The sequence below is a fragment of the Mycolicibacterium mageritense genome (assembly GCF_010727475.1).
In the GTDB taxonomy this organism is placed as follows: Bacteria; Actinomycetota; Actinomycetes; order Mycobacteriales; family Mycobacteriaceae; genus Mycobacterium; species Mycobacterium mageritense.
In genome coordinates this window covers 3,150,156-3,165,148 of the sequence record NZ_AP022567.1, presented here as the reverse complement: position 1 = coordinate 3,165,148, position 14,993 = coordinate 3,150,156, and the positions used below count along the sequence as shown (strand labels likewise).

The window sequence follows — 14,993 nt, the reverse complement described above, 5'->3', positions numbered from 1 at the left end:
AAGTCCGGGGCTGAAAACTGTCAGGCGATAGGCAGGCCCCGGCTCAGGAGAACGAGATGAGTAGCGCAATCACCGAGTCCGTCGCACCGCCGGCCGCCGCCGGCGACGTAGCGGACCCCGTGTGCGTCGCCGCGGTGGAGAACCTGCACGTCACGTTCCGACGGGACGGCCGCGACGTCCGGGCCCTACGGGGCGTCTCGCTCGACATCTCTCCCGGCGAAATCCTGGGATTGGTCGGCGAATCCGGTTCGGGCAAGAGCGTTCTCGGGTTCAGCATGCTGGGTCTGCTGCCGCCCGGCACCGGCACGCGCGGATCGGTTCGGGTCTGCGACACAGACATGCTGACCGGCAACGCCAGGACACTCCGGCGGGTACGACGATTGGATCTCGGAGCGGTGTTCCAGGATCCGATGACGTCACTCAACCCCACCATGCGGATCGGCAAACAGGTCGCCGAAGCGGCCGGAAACATGAACGAAGCGGTCAAACTGCTTGATGCCGTGGGCATCCCAGATGCGAAGCGGCGACTGAGCGCCTACCCGCACGAGTTGTCCGGCGGATTGCGCCAGCGGGTCATGATCGCGATGGCCGTCGCGGGCGACCCTGAACTGATCATCGCCGACGAACCGACAACCGCCCTCGACGTCACAGTGCAGGCACAAGTGCTGCGGCTGCTGCGCCGGCTACGCGAAGACATCGGCTGCAGCATCGTGATGATCACCCACGATCTCGGCGTCGCAGCACAGATCTCCGACCGAATCGCAGTCCTCTACGCCGGACGCGTCGCTGAAATAGGTCCGACGACAGCGCTTCTCGAAAGCCCGGCGCATCCATACACATTCGGCCTGCTACGTTCGCGGCTCACCCTGGCCACACCGCGCCACCGCGCACTCGCCACACTGCCGGGTGCGGTGCCCAGTCCCCTCAGTCCGCTGCCCGGCTGCGCCTTCGCGCCCCGGTGCACGTTGGCGACACCCGCATGTGAAAGCTCACCACCCGACCCCGTGATGGTGGCACCCGGCCGGGCCGGCGCGTGCCTGTTGCCGATGGAAGCGGTCGCGGCCGAGCTCAACGCTCCGGCTGCGGACGCGGATGAATCCTCAGACGAGCACATCCCTGCGACATCCGCTGAACCGGCCGTCACCCTCCGAGACATCACCAAGTCCTTCGACGTCAAACACCACCGGCGGGACCGAAAGAACGGTCGGCGCGGGAAACTCCAGGCCCTACGCGGCGTTTCGCTCACCGTCGACAGTGGCGAGTCGGTTGCGCTCGTCGGTGAGAGCGGTTCGGGCAAGTCGACCTTGTTGCGGGTGATCGCGGGACTGGAGAAACCGACCGCGGGTTCGGTGACGCTCAACGGTGCCCGACGCCCCCAGATGGTCTTCCAAGACGCCGGCGCGTCACTGACACCGTGGTTGTCGGTGGGCGAGCTCATATCGGAACGACTGCGGGCAAGCTCACTGTCGCGCGGTGCACGCCAGGCCGCGGTGGCCGAGGTTCTGGATCGGGTCGGCCTGCCCGCCGACATCGCGCGATCCCGCGCGGGCCAACTGTCCGGTGGCCAGCGCCAGCGGGTGTCTCTGGCCCGGGCCACCGTGGTGCCACCTTCGGTGCTGCTGTGCGACGAACCGACGAGTGCGCTCGACGTATCCCTGGCCGCGTCGGTGCTGAACCTGATCGGCGACCTACGCAAAACGCTCGACATGTCAGTGGTTTTCGTGACCCACGATCTGTCGGTGGCCAGGGTCGTCGCCGATCGAATCGCCGTCATGTATCTCGGCCGCATCGTCGAGATCGGCCCGGCGGACGACGTCATCAACCGGCCTTCGCATCCCTACACGCAAGCGCTGGTCAACGCCATCCCCGACCTCGGCCGTGAATCACCCGTGCTGGCAGGCGAACCCGCCAGTCCGCTGTCGCCGCCCACGGGCTGCGCATTTCACCCACGCTGTCCGGTCGCCGTCGACACGTGCGCAGATCCTCAACTCGACGTACGGCTGGCCGGGATCCCCGGCGGCCCCCACCAGGTGGCCTGCATCGAACGGAAGGCGAGCTGATGGCGATCGCGATACCGACGGGTGTCTGGCCGCGGATCGGGCGGCGCCGCATGGCGCTGCCCAGTGTGCCTGCCGGGCTGTGGAACTGGGTCGCGGTGGCGTCGATCGTGGTGGTGACCGTGGTGGCGGTGGCCGTGCCCGTCATCGCACCGCACGACCCGCTGGTGCCGGTCGGGATGCCGCTGCAGGAACCCGGTTCCCACGGGTTCCCGCTGGGCAGCGACAGCGTCGGCCGCGACATCCTTTCGCGGGTGCTCTACGGAGCACGGGCCAGTTGGTTCGCGGCTCTGGTGGTAGTGGCGGTCGGACTGTTCCTCGGCGGACTCGTGGGACTCATCGCCGGCGCCATGGGTGGTTGGGTCGACGGGCTGCTGATGCGGATCACCGACGGGTTCCTGTCCCTGCCCGCGCCGGTGCTGGCCATCGCGGTTGTCGCTGCCCTCGGCCCGGGCTTCGTCCACACGCTGATCGCGGTGTCCATCGTCTGGTGGCCCTTCTACGCCCGACTCGTCCGCGGCGAGGTGGCGCGGCTCGCGGCGCGCCCGCATGTCGAAGCGGCCAAACTCGCCGGGGTCGGACCGTTTCGGCTGGCCCGGCGTCACCTCCTACCCGGTGCGGTACCCAACGCTCTCGTCGCCGCGAGCCTCGACATCGGCACGCTCATCCTCACCCTGGCGTCGCTGTCTTTCCTGGGGCTCGGGCAGGCCGCGCCGGCACCCGAGCTGGGCGCCGACACCGGGAGAAACCTGACGTACTTCCTTCAGCAGTGGTGGGTTCCGGTCATGCCGGGACTCGGGGTGCTGGTACTCGCGCTGATCGCGAACCTGGCCGGCGACGGCCTGCGCAACCTGATGAAGACGAGTTAGGAGACGACGATGAGAAATTTCATCTTGTCCCGGCTGGCCGCCATGGTGGCGATCCTGGTGGCGCTGACCGCGGTGATGTTCGTGCTGCAACACATTTCGCCGCTCGACCCGGTCAAGGCTCAACTCGGCGCCAACGCGTCCGCCGAGACTGTTGCGGCCCGGCGGCAGGCGCTCGGCCTGGACCAGCCGCTGGTCAACCAGTTCTGGCAGTACCTCACCGGGGCTGTGCACGGGGATCTGGGCACCTCGTACCGTACCCGCCATCCGGTCAGCAGCGACCTGGGTTCGTTTTTCCCTGCGACCCTCGAGCTCGCGTTGTCCGGTATCGTGCTGGCCCTCGTGCTGGCTGCGTTGCTGGCGTTCGGCACGACGCTGAAATGGCCTGGCTCCGGGGCACTGCGGGCGGTGCTGTTCACCGGGGCGTCGGCACCGATGTTCCTGCTCGGGATCGTCGGCCTGATCGTCTTCTATCAGAAGTTGGGTTGGGTTCCCGCCAACGGGCGGATCGGTGTGCCGAACCCGCCGGACGGCCCGACGGGGCTCTTGACCGTGGACGGTCTGCTCGCGGGGCGTTTCGACGTCGTCGCCGACGCGTTGCATCATCTGCTCCTGCCTGCCGCGGTGCTCGCGCTCGGCCCGGCAGTCGCCATCGGGCGGGTGCTGCGATCGAGCCTGCTGTCGGACGCCAACAGCGACTATGCCCGAACCGCAAGGGCCAAGGGGCTTTCCGAGAGCCGCGTGATGATCGGGCATGTGCTGCGCAACTGTGTCGGCGCGGCTATGTCGATGACCGGGCTGCAGGTCGGGTTGATGTTCGCCGGGGTACTCGTCATCGAGCAGGTCTTCGGTTGGCCGGGCATCGGCCAGTACATCGCACAGAGCATCCCGGTTGCCGACTTTCCCGCCATCGCGGGCGTCACGCTCATGCTCGGCGTGCTCTACGTCGTCATCAACACCGCGGTCGACCTGCTGCAGGCCGCCGCGGATCCGCGTATCGCAATATCAGGAGGTTAGGTGCCAGCACAGCCATTGATCGTCGGCAATCCCGTGTTCGTCGTGGTCGACATGCAGGAGTCAGGCGACATGCCGGCCGAGGAGGTCGGCATCGCCCACATGCCCGGCTACGACGAACGGATCAGCCGGACACGGCAATTGCTCACCGCCGCCCGCTCTGCCGGCATTCCGGTGGTGTTCTTCCAGGAGGTCCACCGGCCCAGCGGTGTCGACTTCGGCCGGGAACTCGACGGCACGGAAGGCCCTCATTGCATCGACGGTCGGCCGGGCACGCCCCTGCATCCTGACCTGTTGCCCGAACCCGGCGAGTTCCACATCGTCAAACGTCGCTATTCCGGCTTCATCGGCACGGATTTCGAGATCGTGCTCCGCGGCCTGCGGGCGTCGACCCTGATCCTGGTCGGCGGTCTCACCGACGTGTGTGTGCATTACACCTTCGCCGATGCGCACCAACGCGACTACTACGTGCGCGTGGTCTCGGACTGCGTCGGCGGCTCGTCACAGTACCGCCACGATGCCGCCCTCGACGCGATGGAGTATCTGCAGACCGGCGCCGTCCGTACCAGCGACGAGATCCTGGCCGCTTTCGCCACCCACAACCAGATCCTCGAAGGAGCAGCACGATGAGAAAGCGACTCACGGCTGGGATGAAAACCGTTGCCGCAGTGAGCGTCGTCGCGACGCTGACGTTGACAGCCTGTGGCGGTTCGGATTCCGGCGGCGGAACACCCAACGCCGCTCCGACCGACAAGGTGTTGCACTTGTCGTTCCTCCAGGATCCGGGACAGCCGCCGGACCCCGACGTGTACTACGCAGGCCAGGGCCTGCTGCTGACGACCAACACCTACGAAGGTCTCCTGCAGTACAAGGGCGGTACCGACAAGCCCGAGCTGGAGCCGCTGTTGGCCAGGGAATGGACCGCGTCACCCGACAACACGGTTTTCACGCTCAAGCTTCGGGAGGGCGTGAAGTTCCACGACGGAACTCCGTTCAAATCCGACGCCGTCAAGGCCTCGTTCGACCGTAGGCTCGCCGTCGGCGGCGGGCCCGCGTACATGGTCAAGAACATCGAATCAGTGGCCACACAAGGTGATTACGGCGTAACGATCACCCTGAAATCACCCAACTCGGAGTTTCTCGACTATCTCGCATCGCCGTACGGGCCGCGCATGATGAGCCCGACCGGCCTGCAGCAGAACGCCGGCTCGGATTTCGCTCAGAGTTATCTGACCACCCACGACCTGGGCACCGGTCCGTATACGTTGACCGATGCCCAGGTCGGGTCGCACTACTCGATGGAGGCGTTCAGTGAATACTGGGGCCCCAAGCCGTATTTCGAGAAAGTCGAGATGCCCGTCATCACCGACACCTCGGCGCAGCAGCTGCAGTTCAACAACGGTCAGCTCGCGGCCATCCTGCATGACCTGCCGTCATCGGCGGTTGAGCAGTACCTGAACAACGGCAAGTTCTCCCATTACTCGTTGCCCACGATGATGGCGGCATTCCTTTACGTCAACCCGAACAAGGGCATCATGACCGACCAGGCCACGCGGAAGGCCACCATCGATGCCATCGATGTCGATCAGCTTGTCAAACAGACGTTCTTCGGCCGCGGCAAGGTCGGCGCACAGATGTACCCGCCCTACGTGCTGGCCTCAGACTTGGGCAAACAGACCCTCACCCGTGACCCCTCGGCACTGACCACGATCGCTGCCGGGCTTCCGGCCGATCAGAAGACCGTGACCATCGGGTATGACACCAGCAACCCCGACATGCAACTGATCGGCAACCTGGTCCAGACGCAACTCGCGGCGGCCGGGCTCACCGCGAAGGTGCAGGGCTATCCGACGTCGGAAATCTACGGTTGGATCGGTACGGACATGCAAGCCGCGCCGGAGATCATGGCGAACACGGTGTGGCCGGACGCGCCGTCGCCCTACACCTGGGGTCACATCTCCTGGGACAAGGACGGCGGGATCAACTATCTGGGTTGCTCGTCGCCGCGGGTGAGTTCTGCGCTGGCGCAGGGACTGCCGACGGGCGCTCCGCAACCGTATTCGGAGGCCGGCGCAGCGGCCCAGGACACGGGGTGCTGGCTCAACGTCGCCGACATCGACGACTTCGTCGTGGCCCAGCCGTGGTTGAAGGGCGTCGAACAGGCACATGCGCTGTCCAACCCCAACTCGCTGCGGGTCGCGGCACTTTCGGTCGGCTGAGGATGGGGGTGACCGACGGCAAGGTCCGTCGCATAATCCTGCTCACGCTCGGCTGGGAGGAGCTGCCGAAGTCGGTGTCTGTTCACGGCGCAGCGCCTGAGCTGCGCATGCGGGAACCGGTGCCCGGAGTGCTGCTGCAGACCGATGGCGGCTGGGTGCTGCTCGACACCGGGTTCAACACCGCACTGATCCGCGATCCGGCGCTGTACCGCAGGTTCTTTCCGACTGTCGAGTACATCCCGGTGCTGCCCGGGCCGGGTGAACCCATCGAGCAATCATTGCTCGACATCGGTGTCGACATCGACGACATCCACACGGTCGCGGTGAGCCACCTGCACCACGACCATGCAGGCGGACTGAAGTTGTTCGCCGGCAAGGTTCCCGTGCACGCCCAGCGCCGTGAGCTGGAGTATGGGCTGGCCAATCACCCTGAGCCGGAACACAACGCGATCAACCGCATCGACTTCGACGATCCACGCATCGACTGGCGGCTCGCCGACGGGGAGGCCGAGATCGCGCCCGGTATCACTGCGATCCCCACCTACGGCCACACCCCCGGCCATCAGAGTTTCATGGTCGAACTGGACAAGTCGGTGGGCGGCGACGGGTTCGTGTTCGCGTTCGACGCCGCGGATCTCACCGAGAATATCGAGCACGAGCTCGCCATCGGGGGCTACATCGGGATCCGACCGGAAGCGACCGTCGAACCCATTCGCCGGCTCAAGAAGCTGGCGAAAGAGAAAGGCTACCAACTCATCCCCGGCCACGATCCGCAGGTGTGGCCCGAGCTGACCAGCCATTTCCACGAGCGATTCGGTCCGGCGTCATGACCGGCGTGCTGATGACAGACTGCGCCGGGCTGTGGCGTCGCACCCTGCTGATCGATTCCGACGGCTCCCGCGACACCACACCGGGCGTGAGCTGGCTGCAGGGCATCACCGGATACGTCGACAGCCGAGGCTTCGCCGGGGTGCTCGAACAGCGGGGGGACGTGTTCGAGTGGCAACAGCTGGTTTCGACCGGCCCGCCCGGACTGGTTCCGGACGCCGGCAGGATGAGCTGGGACGGTAGCACTTTGGTCGAGGTCGGAGTCCACGCCGACTACGTCGAGCACTGGATCCGCGACCAGCCGCCGGGATCGCCGTGCTGGTCGCTGCTGCTGCGATCAGAAGACGGACAGGCAGCGGTGCTGGTGCGGGCCGGTGACGAATTCGGCTGGGCTGATGGCGACGCCGCGGTACTCGGGGAGGTCGGCGACGCGCGGTGGGCCGGGCTGGCACCCCGCCGTGAGGAAGACGAACTGTGGATCAACGGCGTGCGGTGGCACGCGACAATGACCGAAGGAGAGGTGGATCTGTGAGCGGTGCAACGTCTTTCACCGAAGTACCGATCGTCGACATCAGTGGTCTCACGTCGGCGGACCCCGACGAACGGGTACGCGTGGCAACCGAGATCGGCAAGGCCGCGCGTGACGTCGGATTCTTCTACATCTCCGGAACCGGCATGCCCGAAACACTTTTCGACAACATGCTATCTTGCGTCAAGGAGTTCTTCGCGCTACCCCTCGACGAGAAGATGCGCTCCTACATCGGCTTGTCCCGGTGCCACCGCGGGTATGTGCCGGTCGGCGAGGAGGGATTGGAGACGGGACCGCCCGATCTGAAAGAGGCGTTCGACACCGCACTGGACCTTCCTGCCGACGATCCTGATCACCTCGCAGGCAATCCGATGCTGGGACCGAACACCTGGCCCGAACTGCCGGGCTTCGCCGATGCCGTGACGGCGTACTACCGCGCGGTGCTTGAGGTCGGGCACCGGCTGCTGTGGGCATTCGCGGTCGCACTGGGCGAGGATCCCGATACCTTCGCCCGGCACGCCACGAAGACGCCCAGCCAGCTGCGGCTCATCCATTATCCGTACAACCCGAAGGCCGAGGATGCCCAGGGCATCGGGGCGCACACCGATTACGAGTGCTTCACGCTGCTCAAGCCCACCGCACCCGGTTTGGAGGTGATGAACGGGGCCGGTGACTGGATCGATGTGCCACCAATCCCCGGCACCTACGTGGTGAACATCGGCGACATGCTGGAGTTGTGGACCAACGGAACCTTCATCGCGACCAGCCATCGGGTGCGTCGCGTCAAAGAGGAACGCTACTCGTTTCCGCTGTTCTTCAACGTCGACTACCACACCGAGGTGAAACCGTTGCCGCAGTTCGTGTCTCAGACCGGCACCACCCGCCCGACACTGCGCGCCGGTGAGCACCTGTTCGCCCAGACCGCGCAGACGTTCGCGTACCTGCGGGCCCGCATGGCTCGCGGCGAGCTGACCCTGCCCGACGGGTCACTCGGTGTGGGTACCTTCGGTCAGCAGGCGCTGCACGCGGGTTGATGCGCCAACGTTCGACGGCCCTGGAAATGCAAGCTCCTCAGGGCAGGCCTGACGCGCGCAGGGTGATGAGGGTGATCTCGCTCGGCGCGAAGATGCGGAACGGCGGGCCCCAGAAACCGGTGCCGCGGCTCGTATAGAGCTGGGTGCGGTCGCCGTGCCGGCTCAGCCCCTGCACCACGGGCTGCTCGAACCTGACCAGAAAGTTGAACGGCCAGATCTGCCCGCCGTGGGTGTGCCCGGAGATCTGCAGATCGACTCCCGCCGCCGCGGCCTTGGCGACCTGCTTGGGCTGATGCGCGAGCAGCAACACAGGCAGCATCGGATCGCTGTCGGCCAGCGCGGCTTCGAGATTCGCGCCGTGTCCGGCGACGCCGGAGGCTTGGGCGGTCGCGTCGTCAACGCCCGCGACGACCAGCTTGTCCCCGTTGCGTTCGACGACCAGGTGGCGGTTGTGCAGGGCGTCCCACCCGATGCCTCCCATGTAGTCGAGCCAGCCCTGCGCCTCGCTGAAGTACTCGTGGTTCCCGGTGACGTAGACGCGTGCCAGTCGCGCGTGCACCGCAGCCAGTGGCCTCGCCTGCGGCAACCGTACGTCCACGGTTCCGTCCGCGATGTCGCCGACGTGGCACACGACGTCGGCGTCGAGTTCGTTGACGCGGTCCACCATCAACGCGGACCAGCGGGTGCGGTCGATCGGCCCGTAGTGGGTGTCGGTGATCACCGCGACGCGAAGTCCGTCCAGACCGCTGCCGAGCCTGTCGATGTCGACGTCGACGCGCCTGAGCCGCGGCACCCGCATCGCTTCGGCATAGCCCCACGTCAGCAGGGCAACGACCACGGCGACCACCGCACCCGCGACCACCCGGGACCGCTCCGGATCGGGCATGCCCAGAACGAACAGCGCGAGCCGCAGCAGCTGGCCCAGCACCGACCAGACGAACAGCACCCACATCACGCCGAGCAGTGCATCTCCGGTCGCGGCGGCCCAGTCCAGGTGGCGACGGCCGTGTCCGAGCGTCATCATGGTCGGCAATCCGACGAACGCCGCTGCGAATGCGACTGTGCCGACGACGATCACAGCAACCGGCCACTCGGTACCCGCCGACAGCAGCGTCCACCAGGGCACTGCGAGCAGCACCAACACGATCGCCAACACGACAAGCAGCCGACGCCACCGACGGCCAGGGCGCGCACGGGCGACCGATTCGACCTCGGCGGCCGGGTTATCCTGCATTACAGCGAGCGTACTGGGCGCGTTTTCGATCTCCGACGGATCTGAGCTTGCGTACCACTTTTCGCCGAATGTTGGTACACAAGCTCAGATCGGTGGCCTAGCGCCGGTTGCCCTCGTCGTCCCAGTGCTCGGCGACCTTCTTGCTCGGCTGCACGCGCGGCGGCTCGCCCGGCATCTTCGGATAGTTCGGCGGGTACGGCAGATCTCCGAGCCCACGCTCCTCGTCGGCGGCGACCATGTCCAGCAGCGGTTTGATCGACTGCTTCTTCGAATCGATTCCGGCCCACGGATCATCGCGTCCGGCAAGGAAATCCGGCACGGTCGCGATCGTGTAGTCGTCGGGGTCGGCGTCGGCCAGCTCGCCCCACGTCAGGGGCGTCGAGACCGTCGCAATCGGCGTCTTGCGCGCCGAGTAGGCCGACGCGAACGTGCGGTCGCGCGCGTTCTGGTTGTAGTCGATGAACAGCCGCTCGCCCCGCTCTTCCTTCCACCACGACGTCGTGACCGCATCGGGTGCCCGGCGCTCGATCTCGCGGGCCAGCGCGATGCCGGCGCGGCGCACCTCGATGAAATCCCAATCGGTCTTGATGCGGAGGAACACGTGCACGCCGCGGCCGCCCGAGGTCTTGGGATAGCCGACCAGGCCGAGTTCGTCGAGCAGCGGCTTGAGCACGTCGCATGCGATGGTGCGGGCCTCCTTGAAGCCCGTACCGGGTTGCGGGTCCAGGTCGATGCGCAGCTCGTCGGGATGCTCGGTGTCCGGGCACCGCACCTGCCACGGGTGCAGCGTGATGGTGCCCATCTGCGCGGCCCAGGCGATCGACGCGGGGTGGGTCACCTTGAGTGCGTCGGCGGTCCGGCCCGACGGGAACGTGACGACGCAGGTCTCCAGGTAATCGGGATGCTTCTGTGGCACACGCTTCTGATAGATCTCCTCACCGTCGATGCCGTCGGGAAACCGCTGCAGATGCGTGGGCCGGTCCTTCAGCAGCGCCACCATGCGGTCGGCCACCGACAGGTAGTAGTCCATCAACTTGCCCTTGGTGCCGTTCTTGCCCAGTTTCGGGTAGTACACCTTGTCCGGGTTGGTGAACCTGACCTTGATGCCGTCGACGTCGAGTTCGGTTGCGGGCGTTGCCATCAGCGTGACTCCAGGACGTCGTAGAGGTCGTAGTTGAGCGGCGCGTCGAGCTGGTCGAACCGGCAGCTCGACGGCTCGCGGTCGGGCCGCCAGCGCAGGAATTTCACCGCGTGCCGAAACCGCTTCCCGTGCACCGTGTTGCCCTCCATCTGGTCATACGCCACCTCGCATACCCGTTCGGGGCGCACCGGAATCCAGCGCTTGTCCGCCGCCGAGTTCCACCGGCTCGGATCACCTTCGCGTACTTCGTCGCCCTCCCGCAGCGGTTCCAGGTCGGCCAACAGCTTGAGCCGATCTTTCGCGGTGAACGACGCTGCGCCACCGACCATCTGGAGCTCGCCGTCGTCGCGGTACAGGCCGAGCAGGATCGATCCGACCCCTTCGCCGCTCTTGTGGATGCGATAGCCGATGGCCACACAGTCGGCGTCACGATGGTGCTTGATCTTCACCATCTCACGCTTGCCCGGCAAGTAGGGCCCGTCGAGTTTCTTGGCGATCACGCCGTCCAGGCCCGCGCCCTCGAAAGTCTTGAGCCACTCGGTGCCCAGCGCGGGATCCTCGGTGGTGCGCGTGACATGACACCACTGTTTTTCCTTCACGGCGTCGATCAGGGCTTCCCGGCGGACCCGGAACGGCTCGTCGAGCAAGGACTTGTCACCCGTCGCGAGCGCGTCGAAACCGATGAAGTGCGCGGGCGTCTGCTCGGCCAGCATGCGGATGCGGGATTCTGCCGGGTGAATGCGCTGCGACAGCGACTCCCAGTCGAGCCGGATCCGACCGTCGATCTCGCGGGGCACCACGACTTCGCCGTCGAGGACACACCGGTCCGCGAGCTCGTCGCGCAACGAGTCGAGCAGCTCCGGAAAGTACCGACCCAGCTCCTTACCGCTGCGGGACTGCACCACGACGTCGTCGCCGTCCCGGAACACCAGGGCGCGGAAGCCGTCCCATTTCGGCTCGTAAGACCACACGCCCGCGTCATCGGGCACCTTCACCTGCGCCTTGGCGAGCATCGGTTCCAGCGGCGGCAGTACGGGTAAGTCCACAATCACCATCCTGATCCATCGGGGTGTCATGGATCTAGACCGCCGCGCCGTCCGAGACTCATCGACGGACCGTCCGGCGGCGGGTGGGACCAGTCACGCTCTGCTTGACGCATGCCCTAGGAGGCCGCCTGAAACCCGGTACTCCCGCTCTTGCCTCGCGACTCGGCCGGACGTCGTTGCGCTTGTTGAATAGCCACAATTCCGGAAGTCCACACGCGTGAATACTGGTCCCCATGCAGCTGCCCGTGATGCCGCCCGTGTCGCCGATGCTGGCGAAGCCGGTTACGACGATCCCGGCGGGCATGTCCTACGAGCCCAAGTGGGACGGCTTCCGGTCGATCTGCTTCCGCGACGGTGACGAGGTCGAACTGGGCAGCCGTAACGAGCGGCCCATGACCCGGTACTTCCCCGAACTCGTCGAGGCCGCCCGCGCCGAGCTGCCGCCCCGGTGCGTCGTCGACGGCGAGATCGTGCTGCCCGTGGACCAGGGCCTGGATTTCGAGGCGCTCCAACTGCGTCTGCACCCGGCCGCATCGCGCGTGCGGATGCTCGCCGAGCAGACGCCGGCGCACTTCGTCGCATTCGACCTGCTGGCGCTCGGCGACGACGACCTGATGGGACGGCCGTTCAGCGAGCGGCGCGCCGCGCTGGTCGACGCGCTTGCGCACGTGGGCCGCTCGTTCCACGTCACGCCGGCGACTACCGATCTGGACACGGCCCGGCAGTGGTTCGACGAGTTCGAGGGAGCCGGCCTCGACGGGCTGATCGCGAAGCCACTCAACCTCACCTACCAGCCCGACAAACGGGTCATGGTCAAGATCAAGCACCAGCGGACGGCCGACTGTGTGGTCGCGGGCTACCGGCTTCACAAATCGGGTGCGGACGCTGTCGGTTCACTTCTCCTGGGCCTCTACACGGGCGACGGCGAACTCGCCTCGGTCGGGGTCGTCGGTGCCTTCCCGATGGTGCAACGCCGCGCGTTGTTCACCGAATTGCAGGCGCTGGTCACCACTTTCGACGACCATCCGTGGAACTGGGCCGCGCAGGTCGCCGCCGATCCCGACCTCGCACGTAGATATGGCGGCGGCTCCCGCTGGAACGCGGGCAAGGATCTCTCGTTCGTGCCGCTGCGCCCCGAACGCGTCGTCGAGGTGCGTTATGACCACATGGAAGGACGTCGGTTCCGCCACACCGCGCAGTTCAACCGATGGCGCCCGGACCGGGATCCGCGGTCGTGCACGTACGCCCAACTCGACCAGCCGGTCATGTTCAACCTCGGCGATATCGTGCCCGGGCTCTCACGCTAGCCGAACCGTAGGACCGGCTCGGGCAGGGATTCCACCCCGCGGTGGGCGAATTGCGCCCACTGCGAACGCATCTCGTTGGCCAGCTGGGTGTCGATGCTGCGCGTCGGCCCGAGCATCGGGGCATCCGACCAGGCCTGCGGTGAGCCGAACAGGAACGGCAGCTCGAGGCAGTGACACGCCCCGAGCGGCGACCCGGCCGGCGTCCAGTCGAATCGATATTCGCCGACCCGGCCACCGTGTTTCCGCCAGGCCGCGGCCAGTCGTTCGGCGGGAGCACCGAACGCCCGCTTGGTCATCGCTCGCGAACCGGCCCGGACCGCAATGCGGCCGAGGGCGGGCGTCCGGTTGAGCCTCGCGACGCGGGGGTCCATTGCGACGAACGGCGCGGCATCGTCCTTGGTATATCCGATGAATAGCTCGATGCGCCCTGCGGCGTCGGCGATCGCCGCGGGCACGTCGGCGGGTGCCGGCAGCGGCGCACGGCCCAGCCGTGGTGCGAACGCCAGGCCACCGAGAAGGCCGAAGCCCTGCGCGGCCGCGACCGCGGCGGCTTCGGCAACGAGCAGCCGTTCGACACTGACCTCGGCCGGGTCGGCGCCCGCCAGGCTGGTCGCCATTGCGGAGCCCATCTGCTGTGCCATGTCATCGCGCCCGTCGTCCAGTTCCAGTGGAGCGCTCTGCAGGATCGCGCGGTGGAAGAGCCCGGCGGCGTCCTCGCACAACATGAGTGACATGACCGAATGCGCCCCGGCGGACTGGCCGAAGAGGGTGACGTTGGCCGGGTCGCCACCGAACGCCGCGATGTTGTCGCGCACCCAGTGCAACGCCAGGATCTGATCGCGCAGCCCCAGGTTGTCCTCACCTGCGCCGGGTGGGACGAGATAGCCGAAGATGCCCAGGCGGTAGCTGACGTTGACCACCACCACGTGGCCTGCACGGGCCAGGAGCCCCGGATCGTATTTGGCCGATTCACCGCTACCCGCGACGTACGCGCCGCCGTGGAACCACACCATGACCGGCAAGCGGTGCGCGTCGGCCGGGGCCGTCACGCTGAGCACGAGGCAGTGCTCGTTGGTGGTCAGCCCCTCGAGCACGTCCCCGGCGACCCAGGACAGCCGCGACGGCCGCTGCGGGCACGCCGGCCCCGGTTGCGTCGCATCCCGCACGCCTGACCAGCCCGCGGGCGGTTCGGGCACCGCGAATCGCTTGGCGGTGCCGTAGCGCACACCCCGTGCGCGCACCAGCCCGTCTCGGTGTTCGACCTGGATCGTGCCGCCCCTGACGTGTCGCTCCCGCACGCGCCCCACGCTAGCGTTTACCACCGCCCGCGATCGGGCATGCCACCAGCATGTCTGTGACTGCATTTCAGGATCTGCCGCTCGCCGACCGGGATCGGGAGTGGGACGGCGACGCGGCGGACAAACGGGTACGGAAGTGGGCCGACGCGCAGGACGAGCCCAACGCGAAATACCGCGACGCGCATGTCTGGTACGACAAGGACGAGAAGGACAACTTCACGGCTTACAAGCTGCTGATCGCCGATGTGATCGGCGGCAAGCTCGAAGCTGTGCCGCGTGGCGTGATGGCCGCGGGCGGGATCATGGACGGCGCCCGCGGCGGCATCGACCTGCCGAAAGAAGACATCGACCGCGTCAAGAGCCACCTCGCCAAGTACTACGAGAAGATGGGCGAGACGGCGCCGTGGGAGCGTCGTTAGC

At 66.8% G+C, this 14,993-nt stretch carries 14 protein-coding genes; 10 read left to right on the top strand and 4 right to left on the bottom strand.

Annotated elements, in window-relative coordinates:
- Positions 1–56: 56 nt before the first annotated feature.
- From G6N67_RS15040 to G6N67_RS15005, 8 genes are read left to right on the top strand one after another with little or no spacing between them, the layout of a single operon-like run.
- Entirely contained in the window at positions 57–2,060 is a 2,004-nt protein-coding gene (locus G6N67_RS15040) for a dipeptide ABC transporter ATP-binding protein (RefSeq protein ID WP_036431557.1), read from the top strand.
- Positions 2,060–2,926, top strand: coding sequence for an ABC transporter permease (locus G6N67_RS15035; protein ID WP_036431556.1), 867 nt, complete (start codon positions 2,060–2,062; stop codon positions 2,924–2,926). Before G6N67_RS15040 ends, G6N67_RS15035 begins: the two co-directional genes overlap by 1 nt.
- A gap of 9 nt (positions 2,927–2,935) precedes the next feature.
- Positions 2,936–3,940, top strand: coding sequence for an ABC transporter permease (locus G6N67_RS15030; protein ID WP_036431554.1), 1,005 nt, complete (start codon positions 2,936–2,938; stop codon positions 3,938–3,940).
- Positions 3,941–4,567: a cysteine hydrolase family protein gene (locus G6N67_RS15025; protein WP_036431553.1), complete on the top strand. Its 627-nt coding sequence runs from the start codon at positions 3,941–3,943 to the stop codon at positions 4,565–4,567.
- On the top strand, positions 4,564–6,156 hold the full coding sequence (locus G6N67_RS15020) for an ABC transporter substrate-binding protein (protein WP_081812497.1): 1,593 nt from the start codon (positions 4,564–4,566) through the stop codon (positions 6,154–6,156). The genes G6N67_RS15025 and G6N67_RS15020 overlap by 4 nt, the downstream gene beginning before the upstream one ends.
- 2 nt (positions 6,157–6,158) lie before the next feature.
- Entirely contained in the window at positions 6,159–6,986 is an 828-nt protein-coding gene (locus G6N67_RS15015; RefSeq protein ID WP_036431546.1) for an N-acyl homoserine lactonase family protein, read from the top strand.
- Positions 6,983–7,516 carry a hypothetical protein gene (locus G6N67_RS15010; RefSeq protein WP_036431545.1) on the top strand — a complete coding sequence of 178 codons (534 nt, stop codon included), beginning with the start codon at positions 6,983–6,985 and terminating at the stop codon, positions 7,514–7,516. The genes G6N67_RS15015 and G6N67_RS15010 overlap by 4 nt, the downstream gene beginning before the upstream one ends.
- The gene (locus G6N67_RS15005; RefSeq protein ID WP_036431544.1) at positions 7,513–8,547 is read left to right on the top strand and encodes an isopenicillin N synthase family dioxygenase; all 1,035 of its coding nucleotides are present in this window, start codon (positions 7,513–7,515) and stop codon (positions 8,545–8,547) included. The genes G6N67_RS15010 and G6N67_RS15005 overlap by 4 nt, the downstream gene beginning before the upstream one ends.
- Before the next feature lie 37 nt (positions 8,548–8,584).
- Here G6N67_RS15005 and G6N67_RS15000 read toward each other — a convergent pair whose 3' ends face one another.
- The 3 genes from G6N67_RS15000 to G6N67_RS14990 form a co-directional block, all read right to left on the bottom strand.
- Positions 8,585–9,781, bottom strand: coding sequence for a metallophosphoesterase (locus G6N67_RS15000; RefSeq protein ID WP_036431543.1), 1,197 nt, complete (start codon positions 9,779–9,781; stop codon positions 8,585–8,587).
- A gap of 97 nt (positions 9,782–9,878) precedes the next feature.
- Positions 9,879–10,922 carry a non-homologous end-joining DNA ligase gene (gene ligD, locus G6N67_RS14995; RefSeq protein WP_036431542.1) on the bottom strand — a complete coding sequence of 348 codons (1,044 nt, stop codon included), beginning with the start codon at positions 10,920–10,922 and terminating at the stop codon, positions 9,879–9,881.
- Entirely contained in the window at positions 10,922–11,977 is a 1,056-nt protein-coding gene (locus tag G6N67_RS14990) for an ATP-dependent DNA ligase (RefSeq protein WP_036435251.1), read from the bottom strand. Before G6N67_RS14990 ends, ligD begins: the two co-directional genes overlap by 1 nt.
- A 224-nt stretch (positions 11,978–12,201) precedes the next feature.
- On the opposite strand from G6N67_RS14990, the gene G6N67_RS14985 reads away from it, so the two are divergent.
- Complete coding sequence (locus G6N67_RS14985) at positions 12,202–13,275, top strand: ATP-dependent DNA ligase (RefSeq protein ID WP_036431541.1); 1,074 nt, start codon at positions 12,202–12,204, stop codon at positions 13,273–13,275.
- On the opposite strand, the gene G6N67_RS14980 is transcribed toward G6N67_RS14985, so the two are convergent.
- The gene (locus G6N67_RS14980; RefSeq protein ID WP_036431540.1) at positions 13,272–14,573 is read right to left on the bottom strand and encodes a carboxylesterase family protein; all 1,302 of its coding nucleotides are present in this window, start codon (positions 14,571–14,573) and stop codon (positions 13,272–13,274) included. The two genes, G6N67_RS14985 and G6N67_RS14980, sit on opposite strands and share 4 nt — an antisense overlap.
- Positions 14,574–14,623: 50 nt before the next feature.
- Between G6N67_RS14980 and G6N67_RS14975 the strand changes: the two genes are divergently transcribed.
- A complete protein-coding gene (locus G6N67_RS14975) occupies positions 14,624–14,992 on the top strand; it encodes a hypothetical protein (protein ID WP_036431539.1) in 369 nt (122 codons plus the stop codon).
- Position 14,993 lies beyond the last annotated feature (1 nt).

Coding starts and splice junctions, on each gene's coding strand:
- G6N67_RS15040 (WP_036431557.1), top strand. CDS start 57: ATGAGTAGCGCAATCACCGAGTCCGTCGCACCGCCGGCCGCCGCCGGC.
- G6N67_RS15035 (WP_036431556.1), top strand. CDS start 2,060: ATGGCGATCGCGATACCGACGGGTGTCTGGCCGCGGATCGGGCGGCGC.
- G6N67_RS15030 (WP_036431554.1), top strand. CDS start 2,936: ATGAGAAATTTCATCTTGTCCCGGCTGGCCGCCATGGTGGCGATCCTG.
- G6N67_RS15020 (WP_081812497.1), top strand. CDS start 4,564: ATGAGAAAGCGACTCACGGCTGGGATGAAAACCGTTGCCGCAGTGAGC.
- G6N67_RS15015 (WP_036431546.1), top strand. CDS start 6,159: ATGGGGGTGACCGACGGCAAGGTCCGTCGCATAATCCTGCTCACGCTC.
- G6N67_RS15010 (WP_036431545.1), top strand. CDS start 6,983: ATGACCGGCGTGCTGATGACAGACTGCGCCGGGCTGTGGCGTCGCACC.
- G6N67_RS15000 (WP_036431543.1), bottom strand. CDS start 9,781: ATGCAGGATAACCCGGCCGCCGAGGTCGAATCGGTCGCCCGTGCGCGC.
- ligD (WP_036431542.1), bottom strand. CDS start 10,922: ATGGCAACGCCCGCAACCGAACTCGACGTCGACGGCATCAAGGTCAGG.
- G6N67_RS14990 (WP_036435251.1), bottom strand. CDS start 11,977: ATGGTGATTGTGGACTTACCCGTACTGCCGCCGCTGGAACCGATGCTC.
- G6N67_RS14985 (WP_036431541.1), top strand. CDS start 12,202: ATGCAGCTGCCCGTGATGCCGCCCGTGTCGCCGATGCTGGCGAAGCCG.
- G6N67_RS14975 (WP_036431539.1), top strand. CDS start 14,624: ATGTCTGTGACTGCATTTCAGGATCTGCCGCTCGCCGACCGGGATCGG.